Here is a 16289-nt window from a genome sequence, read left to right as displayed (position 1 = left end):
TGATCGGCAATTGCTCACGGCCCCCATTGGCACGTGTTTCGAACATCGTCGCGAAGGTCGGCGAGGTTATTGCCAAAAAAGGCAGGCAGGATGTGGGGGAACCTCCCTGCGTAGGGCACGAGAAACTGCAGATCGATGCCCGCCTGCTGGAAGTTCTCGGTGGCATAAAGGTGGCGCCCACCGGCAGCGTTGATGTAGCGCTGTCCGCCGAGCGCTCGAACGATGCCGATAATGCGCGCTTGCCCTCGCAAGGCGGGATCAACGCCGAGGCTGGAACTGCGCAAGATGTTTGCTTTGAGTTCGAGCGCGTCGGCGACGAGCCGAAGACCGTTCTCGAGAAAGCTTGTCACGTCGCCAAGCGACCCGGTCAGATGGCGGCTGATCCGCTCCGCGGCCGGCGTTGTCGCCTGGCCCGGCAGGCCGAAAGCGGCCAGGCGCTTGTCCAGAGCGGTTCGGGCGCCGTCCGCCCAGCGCAGATCCTTTATCTGTGTATTGAACGGCATAGGCGCGAGCGGCAATGTCAGCCAGCGGCCCGGTGTCATTTCGCAACGATGCACCCGTCCCCGGCGCGGGAACTGGACATCGTCGAAAACAACGAAGACGTCGCTCGCAGCCATCAGGCGAAAATAGCCCGCATGCGGGAAGAAATATGGCTGCATGACAGCAATGGTGAGCTTGCCCGTCACTGCGTCTTGCCTTCGCCATAGAAGCAATGAGGCAAGCTTCGAACGTGCTGCTGGAACGCTTGAAGGACCGGCGATGCGAACGACTTGCCACAGAAGGCGTCGAATTCGTCGCGGTTGCACAGGAAGCTGTGGCGATCGAACTGCTCGCGGCGAAGATAATGCAGCACCCGGATATCCGCCGGGTCGCGCAGCCCGTGCGCCAGCATCTCGTCGGAGTTTGGACAATTGTATTCCGGCCCGAGAGGCAACGCATCGGCCCCGACCGTCAGGATGGCCAGCGACAGCGCGATCTGGCCGGAAAAGAAGATCGAGGGCTGATCCTTCAAATAATCCAGTACGCGTGCGGTAAGCGGGCGGATCAGTGGCTGAATGGCGCTGAAAGCGCTTTTGTTGAAGACGACGAAGCCATAGTTGATATAGGCGGGGCACCCGCCGAAGGCGCCATCCGACGACTCGGAATATCGCCAGTTGAGAGGCGTATCTGCAAAGCCGAGCGTCTCAAGAAGCCGACGCCATGCAGCGTTGTTTTCCGAGCCATCTCTCGAAAATGGCGAGAAATGCGCCGGTAGGCCGGCAACACTCGGCCGATCAGCGTCGCGCATGCGTTGCAAAAGCTCGTCGATCGGCCGCATCAGGCAGGCGTCGGCATCGGCGAGGATGACGACATCGCCGCGCGGCGCCTCGGCATAGCGGTCAAAGCCCGAGGAGAAACCCCGGTCGCTGATAGCACGCGGCACGGGGCGCCACGTTACCGGGAAGGCCGAGGACCAGGTGTTGGCGGCATGGAGTTCGTCGATGTCGGCATGCCCGCCAACAGAGACCACAATGGGGGCGGCCGCATAGACGCCGCCGAGCTTGGCCAACGACAAAGCTGCCAGCTTGACGTTTGAGAAAAATTCCGGCTCCGGCAGGATCGGGATGCGAAATTCGAAAGTCATGCCGGTCCCCGTCATGTCAAATCGCGAGTCGCCCAGCCGATGCCGGCCTCGCCGAACCCGTTACCGTTGTAGAACATCACTTCACCGGAAGCGCGTCGCATGACGCAACAATAGGCCTGCATCCAACTGTCGAAGTCGCCGGCCGCCGGCGGATTGCTGAAGATCACAGGTTCCGCCTCGCCAGCCATGCCTTCCCGGACATCTATCAGGCGGGAAAAAAGGCGGTAGGCTTCATTGCCACCATCGCGAAAGTCCCGCCCGCGGCGGCTGTACCACAGCCGTATACCGCCAGCCTCATGCGTGACCCAGGGACGCGTCTGGCTGTTCCCGTCCCCGAGGTCGTCACCTAGGACCGGGACCGAGCCTGTTTCCCACAGAATTCCGTCTGGCGAAACACAGCTGCGGAGCACATAGTCAGGCTCCCGGACACCTCTGGTCTCCACCCAACCGGTGCCGCTCGCATACCACATGCGATAGCCGCCCTTGATCGCACCAACGAAGGGCGTTGACACGAAATAGGGATCTGCCGGACCGATACTGCGGACCGGCCCCGCAAATGCTCTCTCGAAATTCAGCCCATCATCGCTGGTGGCGAGCCCGATGGCGATCTGAAAGCTGACATCGCTACGTGGGTAGATGCCCGAATAATACAGATGCACGCGCCCACCGATCATCACCGCGCAGGAGGGCCCCAGCCCCGAGCAATCGAAAGTGCCTGGCAGGCCCGGCTCCATGATCGGGTCGAAATACTCACCCAACACACGCATGCCGTCTTGCGGGTCGACATCAACGGCCAGGATGGATGACCGGTTGGCGCTATTGCGCCCGGCGAAATAGATGCGCCAAAGCCGAGGCGAAAGGGCGAGGACCGTCGGAACCTGCGCGTAGCTGCCCCACCACCCGTGCCCCGCCTTTATGGGCACCAGCAACCCCTGCCGGGTCCATTTCCTCTGACGGCCAGGCATCAGCGGAACTTCATCGACTTGATACGGGCGCTGGAATAGGGCTTCGGCAAGTCCGAGGGATGACGCACTACACTGTTGGCGGGCACATCGCGCCGGATCATGCAACGGGACTCGATATAGCTTCCGGCACCGATCGTGATGCCGTTGTCGATGCCGACCTGGCCGCCGATCAGGCTGCACGTGCCGATATGGACACCGCTCGCCAGCCCCACCTGCGACGAGACGAAGCAGAAATCCTCGACGATGGAGTGATGACCGACATGGCTACCGCTCCACATCATGATGCCTTCGCCGAGGCGGACAAACGGCTGCAGCGTGCAATTCTCGAGAATGAAGCAGTTTTCACCAACCGTGTCCGCCATATTGTGCGTAGAGGGGTGGATGAAGCGCGTGAAGCTGTACCCGCGCGCCCGGCCCTGCTTATGCCGATCACGGCGGAACTCGTTGAGGTTCTGGTAGCTGAGCGGACCAAGCAGCTTGACGGTTTCAGGCGGGAATCGGTCCTCAAGCTTTTCCCAGGCGACCACGGGAAGACCTTTGAACTCGGTTTGTGTGAGGAAGTCTTCGTCGACAGTAAAACCGACGACGCGATCCTCTCCGAACCTGTCGAGGTAGGCCCACGCGACCTCGGCGATCTGGCCCATCCCAAAAATAACCACGTCCGCCATGCCGCCCCCGCGCCTATGCCCATTATATTATTGACCCGCAAGCCGGAAATCCGCGGATCGTCGGCTACGTGGCAGCCTTGTAGACGTAAACCGTGTACTCGTAGAGCCCGTAGTCGGCGCGAATGAGGTGATGACGCGACAATTGACCGACGACGAAGTGGCTTATCCGATCATAAGGCACGTGAAAAAGGTCCTCGCGTTCCCAGTCGACGTGCTTCGACATCAGGTTGAAGGCCATTCCCTTGCGGGCATGAGGGAACACCCTTGCGATCAACCGGGTCATGGTGTCGAACATCGTCTCGTAGGCGACGCCACAACGCTCCGTGAAGACCCCGTTCATGATGATGTAGTCGGCCTCGGGCACAACCACCTCATTCTGCATCACGTCCATACAGTCAAAGGTCACGCCGGGATATTTGCGCCGGCACAGGTCAATGAACCGTGCGGACAGATCGAGCCCCCTATATCGCAGTTTGCGATCGTCGGATTGGCGCAAATAGTCGAGGAAATGGCCGGCGCCGCAGCCGAAGTCCAGCACATCGACCCGGTCGCGCTCACGCATCGCCTCGGCCATTATGCGGTAACGTGTCGCTGCCCCCCCGGCATCCGGCCAGTCGACTCCCTGGGGCGTATCGCCATGACGTGCAAGACACGCCTCGTAGTGGGCGACCAGCGCGTCGTATGGACCACTGTCGGGCAATTGGAATACCTCGTCTAATTGGCAATAGAAGGCGTCGGCTGGCTTGTATATCACTCTATAATCTGCGCGAAACATCATGTCACTGAATCGCTCACTCACAGGCTTATACTCGATGCACACTTCGAATATGCCTTTGCCGCGCAAGCTTCGGGTTTGCCTCATCAATCCGCGGTTCCGCCCTTCCGTCTGGAGCCGGGACGAGGTGCTTCCCGTTCTGCCTGGCAAAAAAGGCAGCTGGATCGTGACAGGTTCCCTGCCCGCCCTTGCGGCGCTTGCTCCGGATCATTGTGATGTCGTCCTGCTCGATGAGAATGTCGAGGACCTGGATTTCGAGCGGCTCGGTGCCTTCGACATCGTCGGCGTGACCGGCATGATCGTGCAGCGCGACCGCATGTTTGAAATCCTCGAGAGACTGCGCGATCTACCGATTACCGTCGCCGCGGGCGGTCCCTATGTCTCGGTGTCGGAGGCGGAGTTTGTCGACCGCTGCGACGTGCGCTTCATCGGCGAAGCCGAGGAAACGTGGCCTCGCTTCCTGACGGCTTTCGCTCGCGGAGAGCCTGTCCAGAAGCGCTACGAGCAGGACGCGAAAACCGATATGGAGACCGTCCCCACGCCTCGATATGACCTGCTGAAATCTGGAAGCTACGTGGTAGCGTCTCTACAGTTCTCGCGAGGATGCCCCTTCCTTTGTGAATTCTGCGACATCATTACCATCTTCGGTCGCCGGCCACGCCTGAAGTCGCCGGCGCAAATGATTCGCGAGTTCGATGCGATCGTGAAGGCGGGCTTCCGTACCTGTTTTCTGGTCGACGACAATTTCATCGGTAACAAGGTCAAGGCCAAGGAACTCCTGAGAGGCCTGATCGATTGGCAAAAGGTAAACGGCTATCCATTGGCCTTTTCGACAGAAGCCAGCATCAATCTGGGTGACGACGCGGAAATGCTCGATCTGATGCGTCTGGCCAATTTCCGCCAAGTCTTTGTCGGCATCGAGTCGCCCCGCGCCAAGTCGCTGATGGAAACGAGGAAGATCCAGAACGTTCGTGGCGACAGCATGATCGACAAATTGCAGCGCATCCGCGACAGCGGGCTGGTGATTCAGGCGGGTTTCATCGTCGGTTTCGATAGCGACGATGAGGCGATCTTCGATGAGCAGTTCGAGTTCATTCAGCAAATCGGTATCGCGCAAGCATCTGTGGCAATCTTGTGCCCGATCCCCACGACGCCGCTCTATGGGCGGCTGAAGATGGAGGGTCGGCTGGACCTCAGCGACCCCTATGTCAGCTTCCGCCCGAAGAAGATGACGCGCGAAGCGCTGAGGGCCGGCTATGACAGGTTGGTGCAGCGCCTTTACGAGCCGGACGCCTACTTCAGCCGCCTTGTGGATGGCTATTTCGGATCGCCAGGCTTTCGCAAGAGCCGGGCGACGCTTGCAACCCTGATCGGCCGGAAGCGTTCCGGCGTGACCCGGATTGCTGAATTGGCCGGTGCCATCCTGATGGCTGCCCGACTCTTCAGAGCTTTGCTTGCCAAGCGCAGCGCGATGTCGCTGGGCGGCGCCTATGTCAGGCATTGGCGCCGCAACCGGCGTCTCTGCGGCCGCGAGGCGATACCATTCGCCAATTTCGTGCTGCTTTGCGCCGATCACTGGCATTTTTACACCATCTCGCGGACCAGCAGTAAGATCGAGATCGGGACCAGCCGGCCCGAAACCTTGCGGCCCATACCCGCAAATGAAGGCCTCTATCTGGACAAGACCGCAGGCGGTAGAGCTTGAACGCCGACGGATTGTGGGATGCCGATCCCGGCCCAGCGCCCGATGTTCCCGTGTCGCGCCCGCGACTGCCGACAGGCGACAGCATCCTTCCCTATCTGCACGAGATCGATGCAACTCGCTGGTACAGCAACAACGGTCCGTTGAACCGGCGTTTCCAGGAAGCTCTCAAGACTCGGACCGCTGCAGGCCATGTCGTATGTGGCGCAAACGCAACGCTGGGGTTGGCGCTCGCATTGATGGCGCAGAAACCGGCGAAGGGAAGTCTCTGCATGATGCCGTCCTGGACCTTCGCGGCCAGCGCGCACGCGGCGGTCCTCGCAGGGCTCGTTCCATGGCTGGTCGACGTAGACCTGGACAGCCAGCAACTGTTGCCCGAGAGCGCGGCAGAACTCCTCCGCCAGGCTCCCGGCGGCGTCGGAGCGGTCATGCCGGTCATGCCGTTCGGCCGCCCGATTGGTGTCGCGAACTGGGATCGGTTCAAGAGCGATACCGGTCTTGCCGTGGTAATTGACGCAGCCGCAGCCTTCGACACCTTGACGCCATCGCGGGTTCCGGCAGTCGTCAGCCTGCATGCCACCAAGGCACTCGGCATCGGCGAAGGTTGTTTTATCGCGTCAGACGACGGCTCTCTGATCGAGGAAATCGCGGAGGGTGCCAACTTTGGTTTTTCAAATTCGCGCGAGGCGGTCAGACCGGCCCTGAACGGCAAGCTCAGCGAGTATGGTGCGGCCGTCGGCCTGGCCGCACTTGAGCTGTGGCCACATACGCGTGCCGCCTACAAGCGCGTTGCCACAAGCTATAGCCGCTCGCTGGGGTCGATTTCCGGGCTGAGCTTGCCGGAGGGGTTCGGTGAAAAATGGATATCCTCCACCGTCACCATTGGCCTGCCGCCTGGTTCGATGGACCGGGCGCTCACGGCGCTGGCGAAAGGAGGGGTTGGTGTGCGCCGGTGGTGGGGTGGCGGTCTGCATCGGCACGCAGCCTTCGAACATTTTCCCAGGCTGCCGCTACAGACCACTGACATACTGGTAGCGACTCAACTGGGGCTACCCTGTTGGACCGATCTTGCGGATGAAACAATCTCCCGCATCTGCTCGATCCTCAGCGAAGTGGCTGCTGCGGGCTGAGCCGAATGTCTGGTCGACTCTTAACGCAAAACGGCCCCTTAGCGCCCAGCGCGATGCTGGCGCGTGCGCAATTTTGCCGCCATTGTCGGCTTCCGCGACGACATCATGCGGGCAGCCTTCATGCGCGCCGGCCCTCATGCCGATCGTCGTCCGAGCCTGATCTCGAGCGCTCTCAAATGCAGCCGGCCAGCTTGCACCCTTGGCAAGCTTCTATCCTGGCCCGTCCGTCACATCGGGCCGGGCATCATCTTGGTCGGTTTTTCCAGCATCGGAAACTCTGCCTTGCTGCATTTCACGTTCGGGTTGGTCGGACTGAACATGCCGTTCGGATTGTCTCTGAACAGCCAGGCATGAAGGTCGTAGTGGACGAACTCCCTCGGAATGAGCGGATAGTGCCCTTCCATCGGTCCCATGAAGGTCTGGCCAAATAGTTTTGGAGGTTCCTTGGTGTCTGGCGTCAGGGGCATCAGCCATTCCACGCCAACCAATTTCAAGCCTTTCTTGGTCGGCTCGTAGATCAGCACATTGGGGCGCATCGGATCGAGTTTCTGACCGACACTCGGGACGTTGACGAAATGGATGCCCATAGCGCCCTTCGGATAGTCCATTGCGCCCTCGATCCTGTCCCCGCTGTAATAGACGCACCCGACAGTCGACAGATAAAGGTCGCGGACGGCGACCGTGTAGTCTTCATATTTGGCGAGCGATTTCTTCAACGCTTCGATGTCGGCTTTGTTGGCGTCCTCGGCTCGAGCCGTGGCCGCCGCGCACCAAGCAGAGACCAGACCTGTCAAAATGAGGACGCCGCAACGCCCAAGACGAGCTGTTCTTGTCATGCATTCCTCCCAGATTTCCTTATCTGGCCGTGCAGGACCGGGGCCGACTAAGTGACTGCATGGCCGTTTGTATCGCCCCATCCCCTCTGGAACCGCACCAATGCTAATCCCTTCCAAGGCCTCCGGAAAGGGATTATTAGAAATCTCTAATGCGTTAGACCTTTTGGCGGACCACAGGAGCCCAAAAAGAAAGCGGCCCCTTGCGGGGGCCGCCTTCGCATTTCGATGCCGAACAATTCAGGTCAGCGGCGAAAGCTGGATCTCGACGCGCCGGTTCTGCGCACGGCCGGCCGCCGTTCCGTTGGACGCGATCGGACGGGTCTTGCCGAATCCGGTGACGGCGAAGCGGCGCGAATCGACACCTTGGCCTGAGAGATAGTTGGCGACCGCCAATGCGCGGCGCTGCGACAGATCGAAATTGTGTTCGTCGCCACCGGTCGAATCGGTATGGCCGAACACGTCGACCGTGGTCTGCTTGAACTTCTTCAGCACCAGCGCAACCGAGTTCAGCACCTGGTAGAAGCCGGGCTTCACCGCATCCTGGTCGACGTTGAAAGTAATGTCGGACGGCATGTTGAGGATGATCTGGTCGCCGGTGCGGGTGACGCTGACGCCGGTGCCTTCGAGCTGGCGGCGCAGTTCAGCCTCGTTCTGGTCCATGGTCGCGCCGATGGCGCCGCCGGCCAGCGCGCCGATACCGGCGCCGATCAGCGCGTTGCGGCGGTCATTGCCGCCGGCAAGCAGGCCGAGGCCCGCGCCCGCCAGGGCGCCAAGGCCGGCGCCGGCTGCGGTGTTCGAAACCTTCTGCTCCCCGGTGTACGGATCGGTCGTGGTGCAGGCACTCACCAGCACAGCCGTCGCAACGGCGACGAGCACAGTCTTTTTCATAAGGATCGTCCCTCTCCAAAGCGCGGCCTTTGCGGCTCGCGCATATAAGCCCTTCTCCGGTCTTGTAACATGAAATGCGGCGAAAAACCGAGCGGCGAAAGCGGCTTCTCCCCGCTCGCGCCACACTTCCGCTTCGGTGGCTGGTGCTGGCCTACCAGAGGTTCTTGCCGTCAATGACGACCACCTCGACCTTGTCGAGGTCGAAATCGTCGAACAGCCGCGAATTGACTGAGATCTTGGGATTGTCGAAGTCCGGTTTTCCGGTCGACCAGTCCGGCGTTTCGGTGAAGGTGCCGCAGCCGCAAATGGCGCAAAACCCGTGTTTGACGGTCTTCGATCCCCATTGATAGAAGGAAACGTTTTCCGGCGAGCTGGTGAGCTTGAATTGCGACGGAACGTAGTAAGCCCACAGCGAACCGTGCTTGGAGCAGAACGAGCAGGTGCATTGTGTTACCGTCTCGGGCGCCTGCGAAACCTCGAACGTCGTCGCCTTGCAATGACAGCTGGCCTTGATGGTCATGAAAAGCTTTCCTCTCCGTTGCCCGCCACCCATGCGGCAAGGCACCATAAAGGAAGGCTCCTGACAACTGTCTGTCAGCAGGCTCCGGTCGATCGAGCCGAGCGGCGCTCTGGCTGAAGCAGGCCCGTCGTCACCTCCCAATCGTCGTCACCTGCCGATATAGGCGGCCAGTTCGTCCGGCGTCCCGTTTGGGAAAGCCTGTTTCAGAAAATCCAGGAACGCCGACACGCGCGCGCTGAGCAGCCGCCGGGAGGGGTAGAGCGTCCATAGAGAAATTTCGGGGCCGTCAATATCCCCCCAATTCACCAGTGTGCCGTCAGCCAGGTCGTGGGCCACCAATGAAATGGGAAGCCGTCCTGCGCCGATGCCGGCTCGCACCGCATCCCGGACCATGATGAGCGTCGACAAGGCGAGGACCGGCTCGATTCTGAGTGTTGCCCGGCCACCTGGTGTCTTCACCTGCCATGTTTGCCGCTCGCCTGTCCCGCGCGCAACGCCAGGAGCGGCGAGCCCATCGGCCGGGCGAGGAAGGTCCGGGCTCGCCACAACGACCAGGCGGTCGCGGAGAAACGCCCGTCCGACCAGGCTTTCATCGGGATCCGGATTGACCCGGATTACCAGATCGTAGCCTTCCTCGATCATGTCGACATGCCGGTCTTCGGTGGTCACTTCAAGCCTCACCTCAGGATACCTCAGGGCAAATCCCGCGGCGATCCTCCCCATTGCAGTCTGCGAAAAATGCAAAGGCGCGCTGATCCGCAATCTGCCCTTGGGTCTCTGGCCGCCCGAGGCAATCGCCGATGCCGTCTCGTCCAGCTCGGCAAGCAACGCCCCCGTCCGCTCGAAGAGCGCCCGTCCTTCTTCGGTCAGCTTCAGGTTACGCGCACCCCGTTCGAACAGACGCAGATCGAGACTGCTTTCCAATTCGCCAACGCGCCGGGACAATGTTGCCTTGGGCCGGCCGGTGGACCTTGCCGCTTTGCCGAAGCCGCCATGGCGAGCCACGAGGTTAAAATCGGCAAGGGCTAAAAGATCCATGACTGTCCCACCAGTGAGACGACGTGTCTAAAATTGCCATCTACTGGGCTCTTTGTGAGCCACACATATTGGGGCTGTCAAGCAACCCAACAGGAGAAATTCCATGACCATTCTCGTTACCGGCGCCACCGGCAATATCGGCCGCCAAGTCGTCGAACAGCTCGCCAAGCGCGGCGCCGATGTGCGTGCTCTCGTGCGCGATCCGTCGAAAACCAGTTTTCCGGCAGGCGTATCCGTCGTGCAAGGCGACTTTCTCGATGTCGATTCGCTGCGCAAAGCCATGTCTGGCGTTTCCACGCTGTTCCTCTTGAACGCCGTGGTGCCGGACGAATTCACCCAGGCTTTGATCGCCTTGAATGTCGCCCGATCGGCCGGCATCGAGCGGATCGTCTATCTCTCGGTGATCCACGCTGACGTCTATGTGAACGTGCCGCATTTCGCGGGCAAGTTCGGCGTGGAGCGAATGATCGAACAGATGGACTTCAAAGCTACGATCTTGCGCCCGGCCTACTTCATCCAGAACGATCTGACGGTCGAAGACGTCATCACCGGCTACGGCACCTACCCAATGCCGATCGGCCCCAAGGGTCTCGCCATGATCGATGCCCGCGATATCGCCGAGATCGCCGCTCTTGAGCTGCTGCGTCGCGAACGGTCCAAGGAGCCGCTTGCGTTCGAGAGGATCAACCTCGTCGGTCCGCAGACACTGACCGGGACGGACATTGCCGCAATCTGGTCAGACGTACTCGCCCGCCCGATCAGCTACAGCGGCGACAATACGGAGGGTTTTGAGCAAAATCTCAAGCAGTTCCTGCCCGCCTGGATGGCCTACGACATGCGCCTGATGGGCGAGCGTTTCTTTACCGACGGGATGCTGCCCGAGACCGGCGACGTCGAGCGCCTGACGGCACTTCTGGGTCGCCCACTGCGGCCGTATCGCGACTTCGCCTCAGCACTCGCTGCTTCCGTCTGACGCAAGCGCCTTCAGCACCAAGGCCGGCCTTCCGATGAGAACTGCCAACAGAACTCAGTAGGAACGCGGTGGCACGAACAGGCAGATCGTCTTGCCTGCGTCGAGGCCGGCCTGGTGCGCGCACCAGTGGAAATCGCCGTCGGGTGAGTCCTTGACCCGCTTGTCGCTCATCGGCACGACCTCCCCCGTTCCGGCGATGACATAGCCCTCCGGCTTTTCCAGCACCTCGCCGGTATGGGTGGTACGGCAGTCGTAGTTTGCGCAGCAGGCGAAGGGATAACTCCAGCCTTGCGGCTTCGCCGCCGTAGGCTTGGCGTCATGGGCGAAGGCGGGTGCGGTCAGCACCGCAGCAAGCATCGCGATTGCAAAGATCGGGGTCACGAACAAGGAAAACAGGAGTCGGCCAGCCGGTTGAACGGCTCTGGCCGATCGGAGAGTGGCAGCAGACATGGAAGCGTTCCTTTCAAACGAGCATCAAGCGTTTCGCTTGCCCGTTCCCGGAACGTGTCTTCCCAGTGGCCGGATCGTCAGGTCGCAGATATGCCGCGTCCGGCCATAAATGCTTTTTCTCTTCCAGCCCTCGGATGCTGGGCTGATTCCTAGGCTGGCGCAAGAAGTTGCTGCGCGAGGCCGCCACATCTACGCCGCTATCTGCAACCGCTGACGAGATCCAAGGCCAGGCTCAACTCCCGGCAGACGGGCATCGAAACAACGGGATTGGCCGAATGTGGTTCCAGCCTATACTTCGCCTGGACCGGCGACCACATGCCCTTCATATTGCGGCAAGTCGTCGGCGATGGTGAACCATGGCGCTTTGGAGCCGACGAAGATGTGCGCGGTCGGCCGGATCGTCGGATCGTCGACCAGCGTGCCCATGGCGACATGGACATAGGCGCCGTCGCGGACCAGCGAATACAGCAACGAGCCGCAGCGGCTGCAATGCGCATCGTGGCCGCTGTCATCGCCGAAATGGATGAGCCCGTGATGCCCTTCGGCAAGGGCAAGTTTCTCGCGCTCGATGCCGGCGAAGGGCTTGAAGGCGGAACCTGTGGTGCGCCGGCAGTTCGAACAATGGCAGATCGCGGCATAGACGAACTCGTCCGCCACTTCATACTGAACCGTGCCGCAAAAGCATTTGCCGGTGAGCCTGCGAGTCATGGTTCCTCCTTCGCTCCCCCGCCAAGGGATGTTCTTATTCAAGAAAGTGGCGGAAGCGCAGGTATCATCCATTCGCAGGCCGGCCTCAGCTGAATATGAACATATCCTAGTCGAGGTCGGCCACGGCTTCACCGGCACCGCCCTCGATGCGCTGCGACAACGAGGCTTCCATGAAGTCGTCGAGGTCGCCGTCGAGCACGCTCGACGGGCTGGTGCTCTCGACGCCGGTGCGCAGGTCCTTCACCAACTGGTAGGGCTGCAGCACATAGGAACGAATCTGGTGACCCCAGCCGATGTCGCTCTTCGACGCTTCTGTGGCATTGGCCACCGCTTCGCGCTTCTTCAGCTCTTCCTCGTAAAGGCGCGAGCGCAGCATTTCCCAGGCCTTCGCCTTGTTCTTGTGCTGCGAGCGTTCGGCCTGGCAGGCAACCGCGATGCCGGTGGCGATATGGGTGATGCGAACCGCCGAGTCCGTGGTGTTGACGTGCTGGCCGCCCGAACCGGATGAGCGGTAGGTGTCGATGCGTACATCGGATTCCGAGACGTCGATCTCGATCCTGTCATCGACGACCGGGTAGACCCAGACGCTGGAGAAGGACGTGTGGCGGCGCGCATTGCTGTCATAGGGTGAAATGCGGACCAGGCGATGAACGCCCGACTCGGTCTTCAGCCAGCCATAGGCATTGTGGCCCTTGATCAGGAGCGTGGCGGACTTGATGCCGGCCTCTTCGCCGTCATGGACTTCCAGCACTTCGACCTTGAAACGGCGACGCTCGGCCCAGCGCGTGTACATGCGCAGAAGCATCGAGGCCCAGTCCTGGCTCTCGGTGCCGCCGGCGCCGGCATGGACTTCGAGATAGGTGTCGTTGGCGTCGGCCTCGCCCGACAGCAGCGTCTCGACCTGGCGGGCCTTGGCCTCGCCCTGCATCGAGCGGAGGGCTGCTTCCGCCTCGGCGATCACGCTCTGGTCGCCCTCTTCCTCACCCAGTTCGATCAGGCCGATATTGTCTTCCAGCGCCTGAGTCAGGCTTTTGACGCCGGCGATCCCGTCTTCGAGGCCCTGGCGCTCGCGCATCAGCTTTTGCGCTTCCAGCGGATCATTCCAGAGGCTGGAATCCTCGGCGCGCACGTTCAGGTATTCAAGCCGCTTTATAGCCTGATCCCAGTCAAAGATGCCTCCTCAGCAGGGTGATCGCCTGCCTGATCTCGTCGACAATATTCTGCGTTTCCGCGCGCATGGCTGGTTGTTCTGTCCTGTTTTTGAAGTGGCGCTTGGGTCGGCGCGATACATAGGCACGGCATTGCTGCCTGTAAAGCGAAATGGGCCGGCTCAACAAGCCAGCCCACTCGACGTAAAAAATCAGGTCGTCAGTAGAGTCCGCCGCCGGGTGCCTGGATGGCTTCCGTAGCCTGCGGCGATAGCGGTCCGCCGGCGCCGTTGGACCCGTCGGCGCCCATGCCGATCACCCAATAGCTGTCGGCTGGGCCGGTGCCGGGCTTGAAGGCTTCGATGATGGTGCCGGGATCGCCCGACGCGGCACGCATGCCGGTCTTGCGGTTGATCGCGACCAGGTTCATGCCTTCCGGCACCTTGAAGTCGACATTGGGCGTGCCGTCCAGCGCAACGCGCATGAAGTCCTTGAAGATAGGCGCCGCCAGACCACCGCCGGTGGCGCCATGGCCGAGACCGCGTGGCGTGTCGTAACCCATGTAGAGGCCGACGACGAGGTTCGGCGTATAGCCGATGAACCAGGCGTCTTTCTCGTCATTGGTCGTTCCGGTCTTGCCGGCGATGTGGCGGCCAAGCTCGGCGATGGTGGCGCCGGTGCCGCGCTGGACGACGCCTTCCATCATCGAGGTGATCTGGTAGGCGGTCATCGGATCGAGCACCTGCTCGGAATTGTCGACCAGTTCCGGTTCGGGCTGGTTGTTCCATTCGGGCGCATTGCAACCTTCGCAGCCGCGCTCGTCCTGCTTGAACACGGTCTTGCCGTAGCGGTCCTGGATGCGGTCGATGAGCGAGGGTTTGATCGACTTGCCGCCATTGGCCATGATCGAATAGGCCGACACCATGCGCATCACCGTCGTCTCGCCGGAACCCAGCGCCATCGGCAGATACGGCGCCAGATGGTCGTAGACGCCGAACCTCTCGGCATATTCCACCACCAGCTTCATGCCCATGTCGTTGGCGAGCCGCACCGTCATCAAATTCCGCGACTTTTCGATGCCGGAACGCAAGGTCGCGGGACCGGCCACCGTGCCGTCATAGTTCTTCGGCGTCCAGGTCGTGGTGCCGCTCTGGATGGTGATCGGTCCGTCCATGATCACCGAGGCCGGCGTATAGCCATTGTCGAGCGCGGCCGAATAGACGATCGGCTTGAAGGACGATCCCGGCTGGCGCATCGCCTGCGTGGCGCGGTTGAACTCCGACTGCGCATAGGAGAAGCCGCCGACCATGGCCAGCACGCGGCCGGTATGTGGATCCATGGCGATCAGGCCGCCCTCCACTTCCGGCACCTGGCGCAACGTGTAGGCGCCTTCCGACCCTTCGTTCTTCTGCACGAAGATGACGTCGCCGGGCTGCAGTACATCGGCCGGAGACTTGGCCTTGACCGTCTTGCCATCGACCACATGGCGCATGGCAAAGCTCATGTCTTCCTTGCTGACGGCGCCTTCGACGCGTTCCTTGACGATGTCGCCTGATATCTGCCGCGTCGGCTGCAGGCCGATGGACAGGCCGGTCGCCGAGCTGTCGAGCACGACGGCAAGCGACCATTCCGGCACGTCTTCCAGCCCCTTGACGTTGCCCAGCGCCACGCCCCAGTCGCCGGAAGCATCGATATGCGTCACCGGTCCGCGATAGCCGCGCAGCGTGTCGTATTTGAGCAAGCCGTTCTGCATCGACTTGCGGGCGATGAGCTGGATCTTCGGATCGAGCGTCGTGCGCACCGAAAGGCCGCCCTCATAGAGCGCGTTCTCGCCATAGCGCGAGATGATCTGGCGGCGCACTTCCTCGGTGAAATATTCACCCGCAAACAGATAGGAGCCATTGCGGCGCGGCGTCACGCCAAGCGGCTCGGCCTTGGCCTTGTCGCCTTCCTCGCGTGTCACGTAGCCGTTCTCGACCATCTGGTCGATGACCCAGTTGCGGCGCTCGATGGCGCGGTCGGCATGCTTGAAGGGATGGTAGTTGTTGGGCCCCTTCGGCAGCGACGCCAGATAAGCGGCTTCCGCGACGGTGAGTTCGTTGACCGACTTGTCGAAATAGGTCAGTGCCGCGCCCGCAACGCCATAGGCGCCGAAACCGAAGAAGATTTCGTTGAGATAGAGCTCAAGGATGCGGTCCTTCGAATAAGCCTGCTCGATGCGGAAGGCCAGGATCATCTCCTTGATCTTGCGCTCGTAGGTCTGGTCCGAGGACAAGAGGAAGTTCTTCGCCACCTGCTGGGTGATGGTCGAGGCGCCGACCTGGCGCCTGCCCGAACCCAGATTCTGCAGGTTGACGTAGATGGCGCGGCCAAGCCCGGTGATGTCGATGCCGGGATGGTTGTAGAAATTCTTGTCCTCGGCCGACAGGAACGCCGCCTTGACCCGGTCCGGAACCGCCTGGATCGGTAGATAGAGCCGCCGTTCGCGCGCATATTCGGCCATCAGCGAGCCGTCGGAAGCATGGATGCGGGTCGTCACTGGCGGCTCGTACTTGGCCAGAACCTCGTAGTCGGGCAGGTCCTTCGATAGATGGCTGATGTATATCGCCACGCCCGCGGCGACGATAAGCGCCAGCGTCGTGCCGATACCAAAGAAATAGCCGATAAGACGAATCATGCCCGCTCCAGTCCGAGGTCCGGGAATTTCCTAGACGAAGCCGCCTTTCGCGCAAGCCTTCGCAACTGTCCCGATCCGTGATGGAAAACCCATGTCGCCACCATGTGGGCAAAATACGGCAGTGCCCGGTTTAGGCATCCCCCACCTGAAATAAAAGCGCCTGGTGTTGTCGTCGTGCAACGCTGCC

Annotated in this window: 16 protein-coding genes; 3 read left to right on the top strand and 13 right to left on the bottom strand. The window is 61.2% G+C overall.

Annotation, left to right across the window (positions count from 1 at the left end):
- Window positions 1-14 precede the first annotated feature (14 nt).
- The 5 genes from X771_RS149735 to X771_RS149755 form a co-directional block, all read right to left on the bottom strand.
- Window positions 15-686 (bottom strand): WbqC family protein, encoded by a 672-nt coding sequence (locus tag X771_RS149735; RefSeq protein ID WP_023688395.1) that lies wholly within the window; start codon window positions 684-686, stop codon window positions 15-17.
- A complete protein-coding gene (locus tag X771_RS149740) occupies window positions 683-1624 on the bottom strand; it encodes a hypothetical protein (RefSeq protein ID WP_156935998.1) in 942 nt (313 codons plus the stop codon). Before X771_RS149740 ends, X771_RS149735 begins: the two co-directional genes overlap by 4 nt.
- 11 nt (window positions 1625-1635) lie before the next feature.
- On the bottom strand, window positions 1636-2547 hold the full coding sequence (locus X771_RS149745) for a hypothetical protein (protein ID WP_198025833.1): 912 nt from the start codon (window positions 2545-2547) through the stop codon (window positions 1636-1638).
- 41 nt (window positions 2548-2588) lie between these two features.
- Window positions 2589-3257 carry an acetyltransferase gene (locus X771_RS149750; protein ID WP_023688392.1) on the bottom strand — a complete coding sequence of 223 codons (669 nt, stop codon included), beginning with the start codon at window positions 3255-3257 and terminating at the stop codon, window positions 2589-2591.
- A gap of 64 nt (window positions 3258-3321) precedes the next feature.
- On the bottom strand, window positions 3322-3957 hold the full coding sequence (locus X771_RS149755; RefSeq protein ID WP_027050431.1) for a class I SAM-dependent methyltransferase: 636 nt from the start codon (window positions 3955-3957) through the stop codon (window positions 3322-3324).
- 133 nt (window positions 3958-4090) lie between these two features.
- On the opposite strand from X771_RS149755, the gene X771_RS149760 reads away from it, so the two are divergent.
- Together X771_RS149760 and X771_RS149765 are read left to right on the top strand one after the other, a co-directional pair.
- Window positions 4091-5737 carry a radical SAM protein gene (locus X771_RS149760; protein WP_198025832.1) on the top strand — a complete coding sequence of 549 codons (1647 nt, stop codon included), beginning with the start codon at window positions 4091-4093 and terminating at the stop codon, window positions 5735-5737.
- Window positions 5734-6864, top strand: coding sequence for a DegT/DnrJ/EryC1/StrS family aminotransferase (locus tag X771_RS149765; RefSeq protein ID WP_050485848.1), 1131 nt, complete (start codon window positions 5734-5736; stop codon window positions 6862-6864). Before X771_RS149760 ends, X771_RS149765 begins: the two co-directional genes overlap by 4 nt.
- Before the next feature lie 227 nt (window positions 6865-7091).
- On the opposite strand, the gene X771_RS149770 is transcribed toward X771_RS149765, so the two are convergent.
- The 4 genes from X771_RS149770 to X771_RS149785 all read right to left on the bottom strand — a co-directional run bounded on the left by X771_RS149770 (window position 7092) and on the right by X771_RS149785 (window position 10146).
- Window positions 7092-7700, bottom strand: coding sequence for a hypothetical protein (locus tag X771_RS149770; protein WP_023667469.1), 609 nt, complete (start codon window positions 7698-7700; stop codon window positions 7092-7094).
- Window positions 7701-7937: 237 nt separating this feature from the next.
- Window positions 7938-8588: an OmpA family lipoprotein gene (locus tag X771_RS149775; protein ID WP_023667470.1), complete on the bottom strand. Its 651-nt coding sequence runs from the start codon at window positions 8586-8588 to the stop codon at window positions 7938-7940.
- Between the two features lie 151 nt (window positions 8589-8739).
- Window positions 8740-9108 carry a GFA family protein gene (locus X771_RS149780; protein ID WP_023688388.1) on the bottom strand — a complete coding sequence of 123 codons (369 nt, stop codon included), beginning with the start codon at window positions 9106-9108 and terminating at the stop codon, window positions 8740-8742.
- Between the two features lie 147 nt (window positions 9109-9255).
- Window positions 9256-10146, bottom strand: a complete 891-nt coding sequence (locus tag X771_RS149785; protein WP_023681487.1) for a LysR family transcriptional regulator — start codon at window positions 10144-10146, stop codon at window positions 9256-9258.
- Between the two features lie 103 nt (window positions 10147-10249).
- On the opposite strand from X771_RS149785, the gene X771_RS149790 reads away from it, so the two are divergent.
- Window positions 10250-11119, top strand: a complete 870-nt coding sequence (locus tag X771_RS149790; RefSeq protein WP_023667473.1) for an NmrA/HSCARG family protein — start codon at window positions 10250-10252, stop codon at window positions 11117-11119.
- A 54-nt stretch (window positions 11120-11173) separates the two neighbouring features.
- On the opposite strand, the gene X771_RS149795 is transcribed toward X771_RS149790, so the two are convergent.
- From X771_RS149795 to X771_RS149810, 4 genes are all read right to left on the bottom strand, one after another.
- A complete protein-coding gene (locus X771_RS149795; RefSeq protein WP_023667474.1) occupies window positions 11174-11569 on the bottom strand; it encodes a hypothetical protein in 396 nt (131 codons plus the stop codon).
- A gap of 288 nt (window positions 11570-11857) precedes the next feature.
- Entirely contained in the window at window positions 11858-12277 is a 420-nt protein-coding gene (locus X771_RS149800) for a GFA family protein (RefSeq protein WP_023667475.1), read from the bottom strand.
- 106 nt (window positions 12278-12383) lie between these two features.
- A protein-coding gene (gene prfB, locus X771_RS149805) for a peptide chain release factor 2 (RefSeq protein WP_155922402.1) occupies window positions 12384-13515 on the bottom strand; the annotation gives its coding sequence in 2 pieces (ribosomal slippage) (window positions 12384-13448 and window positions 13450-13515; 1131 coding nt in all).
- 130 nt (window positions 13516-13645) lie between these two features.
- Window positions 13646-16102 (bottom strand): penicillin-binding protein 1A, encoded by a 2457-nt coding sequence (locus tag X771_RS149810; protein ID WP_023667477.1) that lies wholly within the window; start codon window positions 16100-16102, stop codon window positions 13646-13648.
- Between the last annotated feature and the right edge of the window lie 187 nt (window positions 16103-16289).

It is taken from the genome of Mesorhizobium sp. LSJC269B00 (assembly GCF_000502815.1).
In the GTDB taxonomy this organism is placed as follows: domain Bacteria; phylum Pseudomonadota; class Alphaproteobacteria; order Rhizobiales; family Rhizobiaceae; genus Mesorhizobium.
Note: the sequence above shows the minus strand (reverse complement) of the source record. Positions and strands in the feature narration are given on the sequence as shown.